The organism is Micromonospora sp. NPDC051300, assembly GCF_044455315.1.
Taxonomy (GTDB): domain Bacteria; phylum Actinomycetota; class Actinomycetes; order Mycobacteriales; family Micromonosporaceae; genus Micromonospora; species Micromonospora robiginosa.
Map to the genome: position 1 here is coordinate 532,114 of NZ_JBITEP010000001.1, position 17,080 is coordinate 549,193.

17 protein-coding genes are annotated in these 17,080 nt (G+C 74.1%); 10 read left to right on the plus strand and 7 right to left on the minus strand.

The window, feature by feature from the left end; all coding sequences use genetic code 11:
- Nucleotides 1–61 precede the first annotated feature (61 nt).
- Nucleotides 62–1,651, plus strand: a complete 1,590-nt coding sequence (locus ACIA5A_RS02625; protein ID WP_396755655.1) for an MDR family MFS transporter — start codon at nucleotides 62–64, stop codon at nucleotides 1,649–1,651.
- A gap of 117 nt (nucleotides 1,652–1,768) precedes the next feature.
- Here the strand turns inward: ACIA5A_RS02625 and ACIA5A_RS02630 are convergent, their stop codons facing one another.
- Nucleotides 1,769–3,379 carry a tetratricopeptide repeat protein gene (locus ACIA5A_RS02630; protein WP_396755657.1) on the minus strand — a complete coding sequence of 537 codons (1,611 nt, stop codon included), beginning with the start codon at nucleotides 3,377–3,379 and terminating at the stop codon, nucleotides 1,769–1,771.
- Between the two features lie 189 nt (nucleotides 3,380–3,568).
- Here ACIA5A_RS02630 and ACIA5A_RS02635 point away from each other — a divergent pair, with 189 nt between their 5' ends.
- Together ACIA5A_RS02635 and ACIA5A_RS02640 are read left to right on the plus strand one after the other, a co-directional pair.
- Nucleotides 3,569–4,597 carry an SIS domain-containing protein gene (locus ACIA5A_RS02635; RefSeq protein WP_396755849.1) on the plus strand — a complete coding sequence of 343 codons (1,029 nt, stop codon included), beginning with the start codon at nucleotides 3,569–3,571 and terminating at the stop codon, nucleotides 4,595–4,597.
- 24 nt (nucleotides 4,598–4,621) lie between these two features.
- Nucleotides 4,622–6,184: a histidine kinase N-terminal domain-containing protein gene (locus ACIA5A_RS02640; protein ID WP_396755659.1), complete on the plus strand. Its 1,563-nt coding sequence runs from the start codon at nucleotides 4,622–4,624 to the stop codon at nucleotides 6,182–6,184.
- On the opposite strand, the gene ACIA5A_RS02645 is transcribed toward ACIA5A_RS02640, so the two are convergent.
- Nucleotides 6,159–7,892 (minus strand): glycosyltransferase family 39 protein, encoded by a 1,734-nt coding sequence (locus ACIA5A_RS02645; protein WP_396755661.1) that lies wholly within the window; start codon nucleotides 7,890–7,892, stop codon nucleotides 6,159–6,161. The two genes, ACIA5A_RS02640 and ACIA5A_RS02645, sit on opposite strands and share 26 nt — an antisense overlap.
- A gap of 505 nt (nucleotides 7,893–8,397) precedes the next feature.
- Here ACIA5A_RS02645 and ACIA5A_RS02650 point away from each other — a divergent pair.
- From ACIA5A_RS02650 to ACIA5A_RS02665, 4 genes are read left to right on the plus strand one after another with little or no spacing between them, the layout of a single operon-like run.
- Nucleotides 8,398–10,107 carry a nitrite/sulfite reductase gene (locus ACIA5A_RS02650; RefSeq protein WP_396755663.1) on the plus strand — a complete coding sequence of 570 codons (1,710 nt, stop codon included), beginning with the start codon at nucleotides 8,398–8,400 and terminating at the stop codon, nucleotides 10,105–10,107.
- Nucleotides 10,104–10,262, plus strand: coding sequence for an IS1 family transposase (locus ACIA5A_RS02655; RefSeq protein WP_139128717.1), 159 nt, complete (start codon nucleotides 10,104–10,106; stop codon nucleotides 10,260–10,262). Before ACIA5A_RS02650 ends, ACIA5A_RS02655 begins: the two co-directional genes overlap by 4 nt.
- Nucleotides 10,259–11,023 carry a phosphoadenylyl-sulfate reductase gene (locus ACIA5A_RS02660; protein WP_396755665.1) on the plus strand — a complete coding sequence of 255 codons (765 nt, stop codon included), beginning with the start codon at nucleotides 10,259–10,261 and terminating at the stop codon, nucleotides 11,021–11,023. Before ACIA5A_RS02655 ends, ACIA5A_RS02660 begins: the two co-directional genes overlap by 4 nt.
- A complete protein-coding gene (locus ACIA5A_RS02665) occupies nucleotides 11,005–11,742 on the plus strand; it encodes a sirohydrochlorin chelatase (RefSeq protein ID WP_396755667.1) in 738 nt (245 codons plus the stop codon). The genes ACIA5A_RS02660 and ACIA5A_RS02665 overlap by 19 nt, the downstream gene beginning before the upstream one ends.
- Before the next feature lie 63 nt (nucleotides 11,743–11,805).
- On the opposite strand, the gene ACIA5A_RS02670 is transcribed toward ACIA5A_RS02665, so the two are convergent.
- Together ACIA5A_RS02670 and ACIA5A_RS02675 are read right to left on the minus strand one after the other, a co-directional pair.
- Nucleotides 11,806–12,063, minus strand: a complete 258-nt coding sequence (locus tag ACIA5A_RS02670; RefSeq protein ID WP_013288358.1) for a WhiB family transcriptional regulator — start codon at nucleotides 12,061–12,063, stop codon at nucleotides 11,806–11,808.
- Between the two features lie 447 nt (nucleotides 12,064–12,510).
- Nucleotides 12,511–13,461 carry a diacylglycerol kinase family protein gene (locus tag ACIA5A_RS02675; protein ID WP_181570116.1) on the minus strand — a complete coding sequence of 317 codons (951 nt, stop codon included), beginning with the start codon at nucleotides 13,459–13,461 and terminating at the stop codon, nucleotides 12,511–12,513.
- Nucleotides 13,462–13,504: 43 nt separating this feature from the next.
- Here ACIA5A_RS02675 and ACIA5A_RS02680 point away from each other — a divergent pair, with 43 nt between their 5' ends.
- The gene (locus tag ACIA5A_RS02680; protein ID WP_396755670.1) at nucleotides 13,505–13,909 is read left to right on the plus strand and encodes a hypothetical protein; all 405 of its coding nucleotides are present in this window, start codon (nucleotides 13,505–13,507) and stop codon (nucleotides 13,907–13,909) included.
- A gap of 41 nt (nucleotides 13,910–13,950) precedes the next feature.
- Here ACIA5A_RS02680 and ACIA5A_RS02685 read toward each other — a convergent pair whose 3' ends face one another.
- The 3 genes from ACIA5A_RS02685 to sodN are packed head-to-tail and all read right to left on the minus strand — an operon-like array spanning nucleotide 13,951 to nucleotide 15,316.
- Complete coding sequence (locus tag ACIA5A_RS02685; protein ID WP_396755672.1) at nucleotides 13,951–14,358, minus strand: ATP-binding protein; 408 nt, start codon at nucleotides 14,356–14,358, stop codon at nucleotides 13,951–13,953.
- Between the two features lie 32 nt (nucleotides 14,359–14,390).
- A complete protein-coding gene (locus ACIA5A_RS02690) occupies nucleotides 14,391–14,915 on the minus strand; it encodes a GNAT family N-acetyltransferase (protein WP_396755674.1) in 525 nt (174 codons plus the stop codon).
- Entirely contained in the window at nucleotides 14,912–15,316 is a 405-nt protein-coding gene (gene sodN / locus ACIA5A_RS02695; RefSeq protein ID WP_181570112.1) for a superoxide dismutase, Ni, read from the minus strand. The genes ACIA5A_RS02690 and sodN overlap by 4 nt, the downstream gene beginning before the upstream one ends.
- 53 nt (nucleotides 15,317–15,369) lie before the next feature.
- On the opposite strand from sodN, the gene ACIA5A_RS02700 reads away from it, so the two are divergent.
- Nucleotides 15,370–15,705, plus strand: a complete 336-nt coding sequence (locus ACIA5A_RS02700) for a S26 family signal peptidase (protein ID WP_396755676.1) — start codon at nucleotides 15,370–15,372, stop codon at nucleotides 15,703–15,705.
- A gap of 151 nt (nucleotides 15,706–15,856) precedes the next feature.
- Nucleotides 15,857–17,032 carry an NADP-dependent malic enzyme gene (locus ACIA5A_RS02705; protein WP_396755678.1) on the plus strand — a complete coding sequence of 392 codons (1,176 nt, stop codon included), beginning with the start codon at nucleotides 15,857–15,859 and terminating at the stop codon, nucleotides 17,030–17,032.
- Nucleotides 17,033–17,080: the final 48 nt, after the last annotated feature.

A 17,080-nucleotide genomic window follows, 5' to 3' on the forward strand; every position in this document is an offset into this window, starting at 1 on the left:
TGGTAAGTCAACTAGCCGGGCGGCAAGTAAGTCGATCACCGATCTGCGGGGGAGCCTACCCATGAGTCAACCAGCCCCGGTCATCGCGAGACCCAACGTCCGCGTCGTCCTGTTCGGCCTGATGATCGCGATGATGCTCGCGATGCTCGACAACATGATCGTCAGCACCGCGCTGCCGCGCATCGTCTTCGAGTTCGGCGGCGCCGACCACTTCACCTGGGTGGTCATCGCCTACGTGCTGGGCACCACGGTCTCCACCCCGATCTGGGGCAAGCTCGGCGACCTCTACGGCCGCAAGGCGGTCTTCCTCACCGCCGTGGTCATCTTCCTCGTCGGCTCCGCGCTCTGCGGCATGTCCGGCTCCGGCGTCTTCGGCGGCGCCGACAACGGCATGATCGAGCTGATCGCGTTCCGGGCCGTCCAGGGCCTCGGCGCGGGCGGCCTGATGGTCGGCGTCATGGCGATCATCGGGGACCTGGTCCCGCCCCGCGAGCGGGGTCGCTACCAGGGCATGATCGCCGGCATCATGGCCATCGCCATGGTGGCCGGACCGCTGGCCGGCGGCTTCATCACCGACCACCTCTCCTGGCGCTGGGCGTTCTACGTCAACCTGCCGCTCGGCGGCGTGGCGCTGCTGGTCCTCGCCACCACCATGCACCTGCCCAAGTACCGCACCGAGCACAAGATCGACTGGCTGGGAGCCGGTCTGCTCTCCGTCGGCATCACCGCGATCGTGCTGGTCACCACGTGGGGCGGCAACGAGTACGCGTGGGCCTCGCCGCAGATCCTCGGCCTGGTCGCGCTGGCGGCGGTCACCCTTGTCGCGTTCGCGCTCGTGGAGCGGCGGGTGCCCGAGCCGATCCTGCCGCTGGGCCTGTTCGCCAACCGCAACTTCGCGCTCATCTCGGTGATCGGCTTCCTGCTCGGCTTCGCCATGTTCGGCGCGATGAACTTCCTGCCGCTCTACCAGCAGACCGTGCAGGGCGCCTCGGCAACCAACAGCGGCCTGCTGCTGCTCCCGCTGATGTTCGGCATGCTCGTGGTCTCGCTGGTGGTCGGCCGGACGATCACCAAGACCGGCCGCTACCGCGCCTTCCCGATCGTCGGTGGCGTGGTGATGGCGCTCGGCATGGGCCTGCTCAGCCTGCTCGACCTGGACACCAGCAAGGCACAGTCCTCGCTCTACATGGTGGTGCTCGGCGTCGGCATGGGCTTCCTCATGCAGACCTCGATGCTGATCGCGCAGAACAGCGTCGAGCAGAAGGACCTGGGCGCGGCGAGCGGCGCGGCGACCTTCTTCCGGTCCATCGGTGGCTCGTTCGGCGTCTCGCTGTTCGGCGCCATCTTCGCCAACCGGCTGGCCGACTCGGCGGCCGGCCCGGCGCTCGCCGGCAAGGGCGGCGGCGAGGGCGGGGCGCTGGACCTGGAGGCCCTCCGGAAGCTCACCGGTCCGGCCCGGGAGCTGGTGCTCGGCGCGCTGTCCGACGCCATCTCGCACGTGTTCCTCTGGGCCGTCTTCTTCACCGTGGCGGTCCCGGTGCTCGCCTGGTTCATCAAGGAGGTGCCGCTGCGCGCGACGAACGACGTCCCGCCGGCCGGCACCACGCCGGAGGACGAGGCCGAGATCGCCCTCGGCAAGGCCCCGGTCTGAGGTTGAGGAGGGGCCCCCGCTTAACGCCTGGCGTTGTAAAGGGGCCCTTCTTGACGCCGCCGCGGGGTGCCGACGCCGCCGCGAGACGCCGAGCGGCGGGTGCCGCCGACGCCGCGCTCAGGCGCGGCGGAACAGGCCGGTGAGGCGTCGCCACAGGCGGCGCAGCGGGCCGGTGCCGGCGTCCGCCACCAGCGCCTCGGCGGTGGCGCGGGCGGCCGGGTCGAGCGCCGGGGTGGCCCGGGCCAGGTGCGCCAGCGACACCGCCTCGGGGGTGCGCCGGGCCGGGCCGGACGCCACCCCGGCGAGCCGCCCGGCCACCACCGAGGCGGTGTCGGCGCGTACCGCCGGGTCCACCCAGGCGGCGGTGACCAGGGCGAACAGGGCCGCCTCGGCGACCGGGCCGGGCTCGCCGGCGGCCAGGTCCCGCAGCACCCGGCGGCGGGTCGACTCCGTCCACGGCTCGTCGGTGCGGTGGTGCAGCAGGCCGAGGCAGGCCCAGACCTGCGCGCACCGCGCCCAGAGCGCGGGGTCCTGGTCACCGAGCACCCGGCCCAGCGCGGTCGACGGCGCGTCCGGCGGGTACGCCAGCAGGCCGAGCAGGTCGGCCAGGTCCAGCGTGGCCAGTCCGACCGCGGCGTCGTAGGCGGCCGGCGGGTGCGGCCAGGCCGGGTGGGCCAGCTGCTGGAGCCGCCGCACCGCGCTCGCGGACGGGCGGACGGCGTCGGCGGGCGGCGCGGGAACCGGGTCCGGGCCGGCCGGGGTGACCTGCCCGAGCCACGGGCGACCCCGGCAGCACTCGGCGAGGTCCCCGTGCTCGTGCGAGTCGTCCGGGTGGTCGCGGACGAAGTCGGCGAGCGCCACCAGGTGGTCCACGTCGCCGTCGCGCTGGAAGCGCAGCCGGTGCCCGGTGTGCACGGCGCAGTCGAACGTGGCGTCCCGGGCCAGTGCCCGGTCGACCCACGCCAGCGCCTCGTCGAGCCGGCCGTGGTCGGCGAGCGTGCCGGCGATGTCCGCGTAGACCGCGAGGTCGTCCGGGTCGAGCGCGACCGCGCGTTCCAGCGCGGCGAGCGCGTCGGTGGTGCGGCCGGCGCTGCGGTACGCGTACCCGAGCCACACCTCACCGAGTTTGGTGGGCTCCGCGCGTACCCCCCGGGTGGCCCAGCCGACGGCGAGGGCGACCTCGCCGAGGCGCCGGGCCAGCGCGGACGCCGCGCCCAGCAGCAGCGGGTGGGCCGGGTGCACGGTGATCGCGTTGCGGGCCAGGGTGAGGTAGGGCAGCAACGGCTCGCGCAGCCGGCGCGGGACGGGGTCGGGCGTGGCCGCGCAGACCTGCATGAGGATCCGGGCGGTGCGCTCCGGGTCGAGGCGTTCGGGCAGGTCGGTGGCGGTCACCCAGGGCACGGCGGCCCACGGCGCGCCGGGGGCGTAGCCGGTGGCGGCGGCCAGCAGGTCGAGCCCTTCGGCGGGGCGGCCGGCGGCGGCGAGCAGGTGCGCCCGCGCCACCACCGCGCCGACGAAGGCGTGCTGGCCGAGCGGGAAGAGGTCCAGGTCGCCGCCGCTCGCCGCGGCGAGCCGGGCGAGCGTCTCGTGCGCCTCGGGCAACGTGGGGGAGCGCACCAGCGCGGCGGCGACGTGGTCGGCGGCGTGCCGGAGGTCGCCCTCGCCCAGTGCCAGCCGGGCCAGCGCGAGTTCCTCCTCCGCGGAGAGCGCGGCGTCGTCGTCGGGCACGTCGTCCTTCCGTCACGGCGGGTCTGTCGGTCAGCCGGGCCAGCGTAGGGGATCTTGCCAACCAATGGTGATCCACTGCGCATTAGTGCTCGTTGCTTTGCTCGCCCCGGCCGAAACGTGCAAGACTGAGCATCGAACGCGCGGGAACCGCGCAGAAGGAGGTGCTGGGTGACGCGTCCAGGGTCCGGAATGGCCGCCGACATCGACGAGCAGCCGGCCGGCTACGAGCGCCTGCTCTCCACCGAGCACGCCACCGCGATCGCCCAGGTGGCGGCGGCCGTCGCACGGCGGCGACCCCGCCACGTGGTCTTCACCGCCCGGGGCACCTCCGACCACGCCGCGCTCTACGCCGCGTACCTCACCGAGATCCGCCTCGGCCTTCCGGCCGGGCTCGCCTCGCCCAGCGCGGTCACCCTCTTCGGCGCCCGCCCCGACCTCTCCGACGCGCTCGTCGTCGGCGTCAGCCAGAGCGGCGGCTCGCCCGACCTCGCCGAGGTGCTCCGGGCGGCCCGCGCCTCCGGCGCCCTCACCCTCGCGGTCACCAACAACCCCGACTCGCCGCTGGTGGAGACCGCCGAGCTGAGCGTGGACATCGCCGCCGGCCACGAGCGCGCGGTAGCCGCCACCAAGACCTACTCCGCCGAGCTGCTCGCGCTGCTCATGCTCGTCGAGGGGGTACGCGCCGGCGACGGCACGCTGCCCGCCGAGGAGCGGGACGCGCTGGCCCGGCTGCCCGAGTTGGCCGCCCGCACGCTCGCCGACGACACCCCGGCCCGGCTCGCCCCGCGCTACCGGTTCGCCGGCCAGCTCGTCACCACCGGGCGCGGCTACGCGTACCCGACCGCCCGGGAGGCGGCGCTGAAGCTGATGGAGACGTCCTACCTCCCGGCGCTGGCCTTCTCCGGCGCCGACCTGCTGCACGGCCCGCTCGCCATGACCGACCCGGACGTGCCGGTGCTCGCCGTGGTCGGCTCCGGCCCCGGCGGCACGTCGATGCGCGAGGTGCTGCCCCGGCTCGGTGAGCGCCGCGCCGACGTGGTGGTGGTCGGCTCCGCCGACGTCGGCGAGACCCGGATGGCCGTGCCGGACGTCGACGAGCGCTACGCGCCGCTGCTCGACATCCTGCCGCTGCAACGGCTCGCCCTGTCCCTGGCGCTGGCCCGGGGCGAGGACCCGGACGCACCACGCGGTTTGAAGAAGGTCACGGCGACGATGTGAGCCCGGCGTGGCACGCTGTGGGGCGTGTCCACCCTCCGTGACCTCGCCGAGGAGCACACCGCGCTCCGACCGGCGGACATCGACCACCTGCACCGGATCGCCGGCGACTGGCAACTGCTGTCCGACCTGTCCTTCGCCGACCTGCTGCTCTGGGTGCCGGTGGACGGCGACGGCACCTTCCTCTGCGTGGCCCAGGTGCGCCCGACCACCGCCCCGACCGCCTACCTGGACGACCAGGTCGGCCGGATCGTCGGCGGCCCCGAGGTGGCGCACCTGGAGGTCGCCCACCGGCAGGGGCGGATCTGGCGGGAGGGCGACCCGGTCTGGTACGGCGACGTGCCGGCCCGGCACGAGGCCATCCCGGTGCGGCTGCGCACCGGCGACGGCGAGAACGGCGAGGTGATCGCCGTGGTCGGCCGGGACACCAACCTCTCCACCGCGCGCACCCCGAGCCAGCTCGAACTGAACTACCTGACCACCGCTGACGACCTCGCCCAGATGATCGCCGACGGCACGTTCCCGCCGCCCCGGCACCCGGGCGAGACCACCTCCGCGCCCCGGGTCGGCGACGGTCTGGTGCGGCTGGACGCCAACGGCAAGGTCACCTACGCCAGCCCGAACGCGCAGTCCGCGTACCGCCGGCTGGGCTACGCCTCCCACCTCGTCGGGGAGGACCTGGCCAAGCTGCACCGCCGGCTGGCCGGCGACCCCCTCGACGGCACCGAGGCGGGCAACGCGGTGCTCGCCGCGCTGCGCGGCGAGGCCCCGCCCCGCCGGGAGATCGACGCCCGGGGGGCCACCATGCTGACCCGGGCGCTGCCGCTGATGCCCGCCGGAGTGCCGATCGGCGCGCTGGTGCTGGTCCGCGACATCACCGAGGTACGCCGCCGCGACCGCGCCCTGATCACCAAGGACGCCACCATCCGGGAGATCCACCACCGGGTGAAGAACAACCTGCAGACCGTCGCCGCGCTGCTGCGCCTGCAGGCCCGCCGGGTGGCCATGCCGGAGGCCCGGGTCGCGCTGGAGGAGTCGGTGCGCCGGGTCGCCTCCATCGCGCTGGTCCACGAGACGCTCTCCATGTCCAGCGACGAGGCGGTCGAGTTCGACGGCATCGTGGACCGGGTGGCAAGCGCCGCGACCGAGGTGGCCGCCACCGAGGTGACCGTCGGCATGCGTCGTAAGGGCAGTTTCGGCGTGCTGCCCGCCGAGATCGCTACCTCGCTGGTGATGGTGCTCAACGAGTTGCTGCTCAACGCCGTGGAGCACGGCTTCCCACCGGCCGACGAGGAGGCCGCCCCGGCCGCGCCGGGCGCGCCCCGCCCGGAGGTGGTCGTCTCGGTGCACCGGCTGCGCAAGGAACTGCACGTCTCGGTCACCGACAACGGCCGGGGACTGCCCGGGCAGTTCGACGCCGAACGCGGCGGCAACCTCGGTCTCCAGATCGTCCGGGCGCTCGTCACCGGCGAGCTGCGCGGCACCATCGCGCTCCGCGACGGCGCGGCGGGCGGCACCGAGGCGATCCTCGTCGTCCCGCTGGCCCGGGGCACCACCGACCGCCTCACCGGGCGAGCAGGGCCACCGTGAGACCCGGGCGGGGCCAGACCTGGCGGACCGTGAAACCGTCGCGCAGCGCCTCGCCCTTGGCGCCGGGCACCGCCGCCGACGGATCCGCGCGTCGACCGGTGACCACCAGCCAGACCCGGTCCACGCCGGCCAGGCAGCGGGCCGGGTCGGCGCACTCGACCGCCCAGAGGCTCGCGTCCGCCCGCTGGTCGCGGACCACCAGCACGTCGCGCGGCTGCCGCGCCCCGAGGTGGTACGCCAGGCCCAGGTCGGGGAAGAGCCACCCGTCCCGGGGGGAGTAGACGATCGCGTCCCCCGGTCGCCGGCCGTCGGCGACGATCCGGGCCGCGCCCGCGTAGTCGACCGGGGCGCTGCGCGGCCACTCGTGGGTGCGGCGCAGCGCCGCCTGGTCGGGCAGGCCGAGCAGCCCGGCCAGGGCGATCACGGCCACCGCCGCCCCGAGCGCTCCGGTCGCCGCTGCCGTTCGGGCGGGCCCGGGTCCGGTTCTCGCCGGTTCGGTCCCGGTTCCGGGCGGCGCCGTTCGGGGCGGCCCCGCTCCGGCCAGGGCGGCCCCGGCGAGCAGGCAGGCGAACGGCACGGTGAAGACCAGGTAGCGGGTCACCCAGAGCGGCACCACCGTGCCGGCAGCGAAGAGCAGCAGCACCGGCAGCAGCACCGCCGCCCCGGGCAGCAGCGCCCGCCGGCCGAGCCGCACCGCGCCGAGCGCGGCGAGTCCCAGCAGGAACCCGCCCACCACGCCGCTCTGCGCCAGCCCGCCGGGCAGTGCCGCCAGGTCCGGCAGCCGGGCCGGGTCGACCCAGTCGAGCTGCCGGCCGCGTTGCCCCCGGGCGACGAGCGCCGGCGGGGTGACCAGGACGACGGCCGGCACCAGCGCCAGCAGCCACCGCCCGAGCACCCGCCGACCCGGTGCCCCGCGGCCGCCCCGATCCCCGCCGGCCACCTCTCTCGGCTCCGTGCCGGGGCCGCCGGCCAGGTGCGCGTCGTCCTCGCCGCCCGCGACCTGCCGTGACACCCGTGCCGTTCCACTCGCGGTCGATGTCGCCGGTGGGTGGAACGCCTTGGGTGTCTCCGGGGCGCTGTGACACCCATGGCGTTCCACTCGCGGTCGATGTGCGGCGGTCAGCAGCACCGCCACGGCGTGCGCGGCGAGCAGGGTGAGCGCGATCAGGTGGAGCAGGCCGAGCGCGGCGACGGCGACCGCGTACCCGGCCCAGCGGCGCCACGTCGGCCGGCGCAGCGCGTCGAGAAGCAGCAGCGTGGCGAGCACGGCGAGCAGCGTGGCGAGCGCGTACGGGCGCGCCTCCTGACCGTAGCGGGAGGTGGCCGGCAGCACGGCGAACAGCAGTCCGGCCAGCAGCCCGGTCCGGTCGCCGGCGAGCCGCGCGCCGAGCCGGGCGGTCAGCGCGGCGGCGGCGGCCATGGCGAGCGCGGACGGCAGCCGCAGCGCGGTCGGCGAGGTGCCGGCCAGCGCGGTCCACGCGTGCATGAGCAGGTAGTACGGCCCGGTGGCGGCGTCGATCGTGCGGGTCAGGCGGACCAGGTCGGGGACGGGGCGGGTGGCGGCGCTCCAGGTGGCCAACTCGTCCCGCCAGAGCTGCGCGTGGCCGATCCCGACCAGCGTGACCGCGAGCGTGAGCAGGCCGGGAACCGCCCACACCGGCCAGCCGAGGCGGACTCGGGACGGCGCGGGCTCGGCGTAACCGCTCACACCCCGCAGCGTCACACGCCCACCCGCCCCCACCACCCCGCTCCGCCGATTCCACCCCCGCACGGTTGCCCCGACGGAGTCGACCGAGGAGTTCGCGTCCCGGGGAGCGCCCTCCGCCGACGCGAACTCCTTGATCACCTCGAAGGAGGGAGGGGTGGGGGAGTGACGCTGGTCACGGGGGGTGGGGGGTGGACGGGTGTCGATCTGCGCGGGGGTGGCCCGTGATGTGGGATCGGCGGGCCTGGCGGTGGTCGGGCCTGCCGCGGTGTGGCAGCATGGGGCACATGACCGCCGCTGTCGTCCGCCGCTTCGTGGCCCGTCGCCACGTCGACTACGGCCGCGTGCGCAGCGCGATCTGTCCGGCCCACTGACGACGCCCGACCCATCCGTCTCGGGCGCGTATCCGCGCCGGCCGTCACCGACACTGCCGTCCACGGCCCCCTGAAGGGCCGGCCGTCGCGTCCGCGCTCCCAGGCACCGCAGCAGACAAACGGAGGACGCCGCGATGGCGGTCAGCAGCACCCCCACCCGCCCGGACCAGCCGGCTCCCGCCGCCCGGGCGCCCCGTCGACCGCGCGGTGAGGGCCAGTGGGCACTCGGGCACCGCGAGCCGCTCAACCCCAACGAGCGGATCAAGAAGGACGACGACCCGCTGAACGTGCGGGACCGGATCGAGAACATCTACGCCCACCGGGGCTTCGCCTCGATCGACCCGCAGGACCTGCGCGGCCGGTTCCGCTGGTGGGGCCTCTACACCCAGCGCAAGGCCGGCATCGACGGCGGGCGCACCGCCGTGCTGGAGCCGCACGAGCTGGAGGACGAGTTCTTCATGCTCCGGGTCCGGGTGGACGGCGGCCAGCTCAGCCTGGCGCAGCTCCGGGTGGTCGCGGAGATCTCCCGGGAGTTCGCCCGGGACACCGCCGACATCACCGACCGGCAGAACATCCAGTACCACTGGATCCGGGTCGAGGACATGCCGGAGATCTGGCGCCGGCTGGAGGCGGTCGGCCTGCAGACCACCGAGGCGTGCGGCGACTGCCCCCGCATCGTGCTCGGCAGCCCGGTCGCCGGGGTGGCCCGTGACGAGCTGCTCGACCCGACCCCGGCGATCGACGAGATCGTCCGCCGGTACGTCGGCGACAAGCAGTTCTCCAACCTGCCCCGCAAGTTCAAGACCTCGATCTCGTGGCTGGTCGACACCCCGTACGAGGCGAACGACATCGCGCTGCTCGGCGTGGACCACCCGGAGCACGGGCCGGGCTTCGACGTCTGGGTGGGCGGCGGGCTCTCCACCAACCCGATGCTGGCCAAGCGGCTCGGCGTCTGGGTGCCGCTGCACGAGGTGCCGGACGTGTGGGCCGGCGTGGTCGGCATCTTCCGCGACTACGGCTACCGCCGCCTGCGCAACCGGGCCCGGCTGAAGTTCCTGGTCGCCGACTGGGGCGTGGAGCGCTTCCGCGAGGTGCTGGAGAAGGAATACCTGGGCCGCGCGCTGCTTGACGGTCCGGCCGCGGAGCTGCCGGCGAAGCCGGTGGACCACATCGGCGTGCACCCGCAGCGCGACGGCGCCAACTACGTGGGCGCGGCCCCGGTGGTGGGCCGGGTCTCCGGGACCCAGCTCGCCGCGCTGGCCGAGGTGGTCGAGGCGCACGGCAGCGACCGGGTGCGGCTCACCCCGTACCAGAAGCTGCTCGTGCTGGACGTGGCGCCGGAGCGGACCGAGTCGCTGGTGACCGCGTTGCGCGGGGTCGGCCTGGAGGCCCGGCCGTCGGCCTGGCGGCGCGGCACCATGGCCTGCACCGGCATCGAGTTCTGCAAGCTGGCCATCGTGGAGACGAAGCGGCGCGGCGAGGAGCTGGTGGCCCGGCTGGAGGAGCGGTTGCGCGACTTCGACGCGGACATCTCCATCCACCTCAACGGCTGCCCGAACGCCTGCGCCCGCACCCAGGTCGCGGACATCGGGCTCAAGGGCCAGCTCGTGGTCGGCCCGGACGGCCGGCAGGTGGAGGGTTTCCAGGTGCACCTCGGCGGCGGCCTCGGCATGGCCGCCGGGCAGACCGCCGGTTTCGGCCGCAAGCTGCGCGGCCTGAAGACCACCGCCGACGAGCTTCCGGAGTACGTGGAACGGCTGGCCCGCCGCTACCTGGCCGGCCGGACCGACGGCGAGAGCTTCGCCAACTGGGTGATCAGAGTCGACGAGGAGGAACTCCGGTGAGTGATGCCCGATCTGCGCCTCTCTACTGCCCGTACTGCGGCGAGGAGGACCTGCGACCGCACGAGGCCGGCCACGGCGCCTGGGAGTGCCACGCCTGCGCGCGGGTCTTCTCGGTGAAGTTCACCGGCCTGCTGAGCCGGGCGGTGAACAGGTGACCGGGCTGCTCTCCGCCGCCGGCCTGGGCCTGGTCGGCGCGGGCGCGCCGGCCCCGGCGGACGAGGCCCGGCGGGACCTGGAGGAGTTGCGCGCGCTGGCCGAGGAGGCCGGGCGGGAGCTGGCCGACGCGCCCGCGCTGGAGATCGCCCGCTGGGCGGCGCAGACGTTCGGCGACCGGTTCTGCGTGACCAGCTCGATGGCCGACGGCGTGGTGGCGCACCTGGTCTCCCGGGTCGCCCCCGGCGTCGACGTGGTGTTCCTGGACACCGGGCTGCACTTCCCGGAGACGCTGCGGGTCCGCGACGAGGTGGCCCGGCGGATGCCGGTTCGGGTCCGCTCGATCCGGCCCCGGATGACCGTCGGCCAGCAGGACGGCCAGTACGGCCCCCGCCTGTTCAACAGGTCCCCGGACGAGTGCTGCCAGCTACGCAAGGTGGAGCCGTTGGAGCGGGCCCTGGCCGGGTACGACGCCTGGGCGGCCGGGCTGCGCCGGGACGAGTCGCCGACCCGGGCCAACACGCCTGTGGTCGGGTTCGACCCGCGACGCGGCAAGGTCAAGGTGAACCCGATCGCGGCCTGGACGCAGCGCGAGGTGGACGCGTACGTGGCCCGCCACGACATCCCGGTCAACGAGTTGTTCGCCCGGGGCTACGGCTCGATCGGCTGCTGGCCGTGCACCCGCCGGACCAAGGCGGGGGAGGACCCCCGGGCCGGCCGGTGGGCGATGTTCGAGAAGACCGAGTGCGGCCTGCACACCTGACGGGCGGACCGCCCGTGGTGCTGGTGGCGCACGGCAGTCGCGACCCGCGCGCGGCGGAGGCGACCCGGGCGCTGGCGCGGGCGGTGGCGACCGTCTGCCCGGGCCGGCCGGTGCTGCCGAGCTGGCTCGACCACACCGATCCCGGGCCGGCCGACGTGCTGCGGCAGCTTGCCGGCGCGGGGCACTCCCGGGTGGTCCTGGTGCCGCTGCTGCTGACCGCCGCGTACCACCGGAAGGTGGACGTCCCGGCGGCGGTGGCGGCGGCCGGCGCGGGCCTGGACGTGCGGGTCACGGAGGTGCTGGGGCCGACCGGCGGGGTCGTCGACGGCCGGCTGCTGGCCGCGCTGCGACGCCGGCTGGTCGAGGCGGCCGGAGCGGACGCGGACGCGGTGGTGCTGGCCGCGGCCGGCACCCGCGATCCCGGGGCGCGGGCCTCGGTGGGGCGGGTGGCCGCGGCGCTCGGCGCCGGCCTGGGTGTGCCCTGCCGCGTCTCGTACGCCTCGGCGGCGCCCCCGGAGGTCGGCGGCGCGGTGGCGCGGCTGCGCGCGGCGGGTGCCCGCCGGGTCGCGGTGGCGGCCTACTTCCTGGCCCCGGGCCGGTTCCACGACGGGGTCCGCGCGGCGGCCCGCTCGGCCGGGGCGGTGGCGGTCGCGGACCCGCTCACCGACCTGCCGGAACTGGCCGACCTGGTGCGGCGGCGGGTGACGGCGGCGGGCTGACCGACCCGGACAGCAGAGCGCCCCGGCCGGAGACCCGGCCGGGGCGTTCGCGTGTGATGTGGGTCAGGCGGAGTGAGCGCGCAGCACCCGGAGACCGCCGCGGCGCTTGACCGCGCGGCGCTCCTCCTCGCTCATCCCGCCCCAGACGCCGGCGTCCTGACCGGACTCCAGCGCCCACTGCAGGCACTGGTCGGTCACGGGGCAGCGCCGGCAGACGGCCTTCGCCTGCTCCACCTGCAGGAGAGCCGGACCGGACGTCCCGATCGGGAAGAACAGCTCCGGGTCCTCGTCGCGGCAGACCGAATCGTGGCGCCAGTCCATGGCGGCAACACTCCTCATTCTTAGTGGATGGCCAGATAACGCTTCGTTGCTATTCCTATATGCATCCGCATTGCCGATCGGTGACAGTCAGCATCCGTCAATTCGGCGTTGCGTGAGCAGGCTGCGGGCCCCTGGACCTGCTGGAACAGCTCAACCTGACGAGCATATCCAGGCAATGTCCCGGTAACACGAGTTCGCTTGTGAATACTTTCACGAACTACAGCGATGTCAAGGGTGACGCTCGGAAAAACTCCGAACAGTGAGCGGGCTCACCACCCATTTGTCCCGGTTTACGAAGGCTCTCGTTACCCGGCGTGCCACAGTCGAGGATCAATATAGTACGGTCTGCGTGACGTTGCTGACATTTCCGGCACCCTTCCTCGGCGTGGCGGCCACCTCACCCCTGCGCGGTGGGGGCCCGCGTCAACCGACGGGGATACCCGAGACCTAGCAGATTACTCTCAGTGCGGCCGGCACGGAGGTGAATCTGACTTTTTCCCGCTCGCCCAGATAGTCGCCGTCGAGCTGGAACGGCAGCGGACGCGTCGCGACCAGCGTGAACTCCGACAGGTCGTGCAATCGGAGCACCTGCTTGCCGTGCGGATCGGGCTGCCGGGAGAAGAACTGGGTCACCGTGCGTGCGGTGCTCGCCACCTTGAGCTGTCGGATCGCCAGCACGTCGAGCCCGAGGTCGAACGACGCCTCCGGATTCGGGTTGATCTCCCGGTCGCCCAGGTAGGTCCACGGCGCGGTGTTCTGGATGATGGCGGTCGCCAACTCGGTCGCCGGCGCCTCGCCCGGACGCTCCAGCGTGATCGGCGGGTGCCGGCGGTCCGAGCCGACGAAGTACTGGCTGGCCGTGGACCGGAAGTAGAGCGCCGGGGTGGAGACCCGCCCCCGCTTGCGGGCCTGCTCCACCCGCCGGATCACCGCCGCGTCGAGCCCGAAGCCGGCGCAGAACGTGAAGTAGCGGTCGTCCGCCCGGCCCAGCCCGATCGTGCGGGACCGGCCCAGCCGCAGCCCTTCCAGGATCATGCTGGTGCCGTCCGGCCACTCCCGGGGTAGGCCGAGGGCGCGCGCGAAGACGTTCGTCGAGCCACCCGGCACGGTGGCCAGCGCCGGCAGCCGCTCGGCCGAGGTCCCCCCGGTGCGGAACGTCGGCGGCTCCGCCGCCATCAGCCCGTTGACCACCTCGTTGACCGTGCCGTCGCCGCCCAGCGTGACCACCAGGTCGACGCCCTCCTGGGCGGCCTCCCGGGCCAGGTCCATGGCGTGGCCCCGTCGGCGGGTGTAGCGCACCGACAGGTCGACTTCACTGCGCAGAGCCCGGACCAGCACGTCCCGGCTGCGCTCGCTTGTGGTGGTGGCTTTCGGATTGACCACCAGGACGGCCCGCATGGGCGGCACATTACCGCGCCTACCCACCGGTATCGTGGCGCCCGTGACGATCGACTCCGGCCCGGTCCCCGGCCCGCTCCGCGCGGCGGTGCTCGTGCTGCGCGCCGAGGCGGTGGCGCTCGCTCTGGTCGCGGTGTGGCTGATCTGGTCCGACCTCACCGCCCGCACCACCGACCTCACCTCGGCGTTGCTGGTGACCGCCTTCGCCGTCGCCGGGGCGGTCGCGCTCTGGGCGCTCGGCGGCGCGTTGTCCCGACGACGGGCCGGCGCCCGCGCGCCGGCCATCGTGCTCCAGCTCATGCTGCTGCCCATCGGGTGGTACATGCTCCAGGGCGGGATGGGCTGGCTCGGGCTGCCGTTGATGGCGCTCGGGCTCGGCGTCGTCGGGCTGCTGGTCAGCGGACCGACCAACCGGGCGCTCGGCTTCGGCGAGCCGGCCGGCCGCTAGCCCTCCGACCGTTCCGTCGGCACCGCGCCCGGCCCGGCTGGTCAGAAGCCGCCGGAGCGGCGGGTGAGCAGCGAGATGGTGGCCCGGCCGTCGGCCGCCCGGGCGCCGGCCGCCGTGGTCAACGCGGTCAGCACCTTCCAGGCGAAGGACGACTCGGACGGCAGCGTTGCCCCCCGCACGGTCGGCACTGTCACCTCGACGGTGAGCGCGTCCTCGGTGACCGCGAAGCGGCACTCCAGCTCGGCGTCGCGGGTGGCGATGGCGAGCAGCATGGCGCACGCCTCGTCGACGGCGATCCGCAGATCCTCGATCTCGTCGAGGGCGAACTGGAGCCGGGCCGCGAGCCCGGCCGTGGCGGTGCGGAGCACGCCGAGGTAACCACCGTCGGCGGGCACGGTGAGGTGCACGACGTCGTCGTCCGTCGTCGGCTGCCCGGTCAGTTGAGTCACGCCTCATCCCCCCGGTGCGGGACTCTACCCGGTCAGGCGGCCGGACGTGTGGGTGCGGGCGTCGCCTGCGCGGCGAGGTCACGCAACGCGGCCCCGGCCAGCCGATACGGCGTCCACTCGTCCATCGGCGTGGCGCCGATCGCGGCGTAGAAGCGGGCCGCCGGGTTCCAGTTGATCATCCACCAGTCGAGCCGCTGGTAGCCGCGCTCGACGCAGATCGCGGCAAGCGTGGCGAGCAGCCGCCGGCCGGCGCCGGTGCCCCGGGCGTCCGGCCGGACGTAGAGATCCTCCAGGTAGATGCCGTGCACGCCGGCCCAGGTGGAGAAGTTGAGGAACCAGAGGGCGAAGCCCACCGGCTCGTCCGAGGCGTCCACCGCGACGTGCCCGAACAGGGCCGGGGCGGGGCCGAACAGGGCCGCGTGGAGCTGTTCGGCGGTGAGGTGGCACTGCTCCGGGGCCCGCTCGTAGTCGGCGAGTTCGTGCACCATGGCGACGACGGCCGGCACGTCCTCGGGACGTACCGGCCGGATCGTCGGTGCCGTGGCGGGCGACGTCACGCCTGCTTGGTCTCCCAGAAGATCTTGGAGATCTCGTCGATCTTCGAGAGCAGCTCGTCGGCCTTGGCCGGGTCGGTGCCGCCCTTGGCGCCGGCCGCGCCGGCCAGCTTGGTGGCCTCGTTGAAGAGCTGGTGCAGGTGCGGGTACTTCTCGAAGTGCTGCGGCTTGAAGTAGTCGGTCCAGAGCACCCACAGGTGGTGCTTGACCAGGTCGGCCCGCTGCTCCTTGATCAGGATGGCGCGGGTGCGGAACTCCGGGTCGGTGTTCGCCTGGTACTTCTCGCAGATCATTTTGACCGACTCGGCCTCGATCCGGGCCTGGGCCGGGTCGTAGACGCCGCAGGGCAGGTCACAGTGGGCGCTGGCGATCGTACGGGGCATGAGGATGCGAGGAAGGCGCATCAGGGTCCTCCACGGGATGTTTGCGATGATCCAAGACGACACTACTCCTGGAGATGCTTTCCAGCGGGCAGGAGGTGAAACCGGTGCTGCCCGTCCTGATCACCGGCCCGTCCATGTCACCGACGCTGCGCCACGGCGACGCGGTGCTGGTCCGCACCGGTGGCCGGCCGGTCCGCCCCGGCGACGTGGTGATCGCGGTCTTCCGCAGCCGCCCCGACCTCCTGGTGGTGAAGCGCGCGGTCGAGCCCCGCGACGGCGGCTGGTGGCTGCGCGGCGACAACGACCTGGTCACCGACGACTCCCGGGCGTACGGGGTGGCCGACGTCCGTGGCCGGGTGGTGGCCCGCTGGTGGCCGCGTCCAGGCCGAATCCGGGGTGGACGGGGGTAGCCCGTGAATATGACCCCGCTCACATCGTGGGAGTCGGTGCGTGACTATGCTCGGAAGTGCCCGGGTGACCCCCCGCACCGCCGCCCCGCCGGTCGCTGACCACCGCTGACCGTGCCGGCCGGTCCGTCTGCTCGACAGATCTGGAGTCACCATGTCTGCGTCCACCCCGGACCCCGCCGATCCCGTCTTCCGACTGCACGTCGGCGGCAAGATGGCCGTCGCCTCCACCGTGCCGCTGACCAGCCGGGAGGACCTCTCCCTCGCGTACACCCCGGGGGTCGCCCGGGTCTGCGAGGCGATCGCCGCCGATCCCGACCTCGCCGACACCTACACCTGGGTGTCGCACACCGTTGCCGTGGTCACCGACGGCTCCGCCGTCCTCGGCCTGGGCAACATCGGCCCGCGCGCCGCACTGCCCGTGATGGAGGGCAAGGCGGTGCTGTTCAAGCAGTTCGCCGGCGTGGACGCGGTGCCGGTCTGCCTGGACACCCAGGACGTCGACGAGATCGTCGCGACGGTCAAGGCGCTCGCGCCCTCGTTCGGCGGGATCAACCTGGAGGACATCAGCGCCCCGCGCTGCTTCGAGGTGGAACGCCGGCTGGACGAGGCGCTGGACATCCCGGTCTTCCACGACGACCAGCACGGCACCGCGATCGTGGTGCTGGCCGCCCTGCGCAACGCGGCGGCGCTGCTCAACCGCAAGCTCGGCGACCTGCGGGTCGCGGTCAGCGGCGCCGGCGCGGCCGGCGTGGCGGTCACCAAGATGCTGATCGCCGGCGGCGTCGACCCGGCCCGGGTGGTGGTGTGCGACTCGCGCGGCATCATCGGCCGGCACCGCGAGCTGACCGGCACCAAGGCCGAGCTGGCCGACCTCACCAACGCCGAGGGCCGCCAGGGCGACGTCACCGAGGCGCTGCGCGACGCGGACGTGCTGATCGGTGTCTCCGGCGGCCAGATCCCCGAGGCGGCGGTCGCCGGCATGGCTCCCGGCGGCATCGTCTTCGCGCTGGCCAACCCCACCCCCGAGGTGCACCCCGAGGTGGCCGCCCGGCACGTCGCGGTGGTCGCCACCGGGCGCAGCGACTATCCCAACCAGATCAACAACGTGCTCGCGTTCCCGGGCGTGTTCCGGGGCGCGCTGGACGCCGGGGCCACCCGGATCACCGACGCGATGAAGGTGGCCGCCGCCGACGCCATCGCCGGCGTGGTGGCCGAGTCGCTCACCCCGGACGCGATCGTGCCGTCCCCGCTCGACCCGCGGGTCGCCCCCGCCGTCGCCGAGGCGGTCGCCGAGGCCGCCCGCCGCGACGGCGTCGCCCGCCGCTGAGGTGTAAGGAGGGGCCCCTTCTTATCGCATTTCGCAGAGGAAGGGGCC

Bases quoted from the DNA above. Each gene is read 5' to 3' on its own strand.
- ACIA5A_RS02675 (WP_181570116.1), bottom strand. From the start codon at position 13,461: ATGCGGGCCGTCCTGGTGGTCAATCCGAAAGCCACCACCACAAGCGAG.
- ACIA5A_RS02650 (WP_396755663.1), top strand. From the start codon at position 8,398: ATGGCGGTCAGCAGCACCCCCACCCGCCCGGACCAGCCGGCTCCCGCC.
- ACIA5A_RS02625 (WP_396755655.1), top strand. From the start codon at position 62: ATGAGTCAACCAGCCCCGGTCATCGCGAGACCCAACGTCCGCGTCGTC.
- ACIA5A_RS02635 (WP_396755849.1), top strand. From the start codon at position 3,569: ATGGCCGCCGACATCGACGAGCAGCCGGCCGGCTACGAGCGCCTGCTC.
- ACIA5A_RS02705 (WP_396755678.1), top strand. From the start codon at position 15,857: ATGTCTGCGTCCACCCCGGACCCCGCCGATCCCGTCTTCCGACTGCAC.
- ACIA5A_RS02700 (WP_396755676.1), top strand. From the start codon at position 15,370: ATGCTTTCCAGCGGGCAGGAGGTGAAACCGGTGCTGCCCGTCCTGATC.
- sodN (WP_181570112.1), bottom strand. From the start codon at position 15,316: ATGCGCCTTCCTCGCATCCTCATGCCCCGTACGATCGCCAGCGCCCAC.
- ACIA5A_RS02670 (WP_013288358.1), bottom strand. From the start codon at position 12,063: ATGGACTGGCGCCACGATTCGGTCTGCCGCGACGAGGACCCGGAGCTG.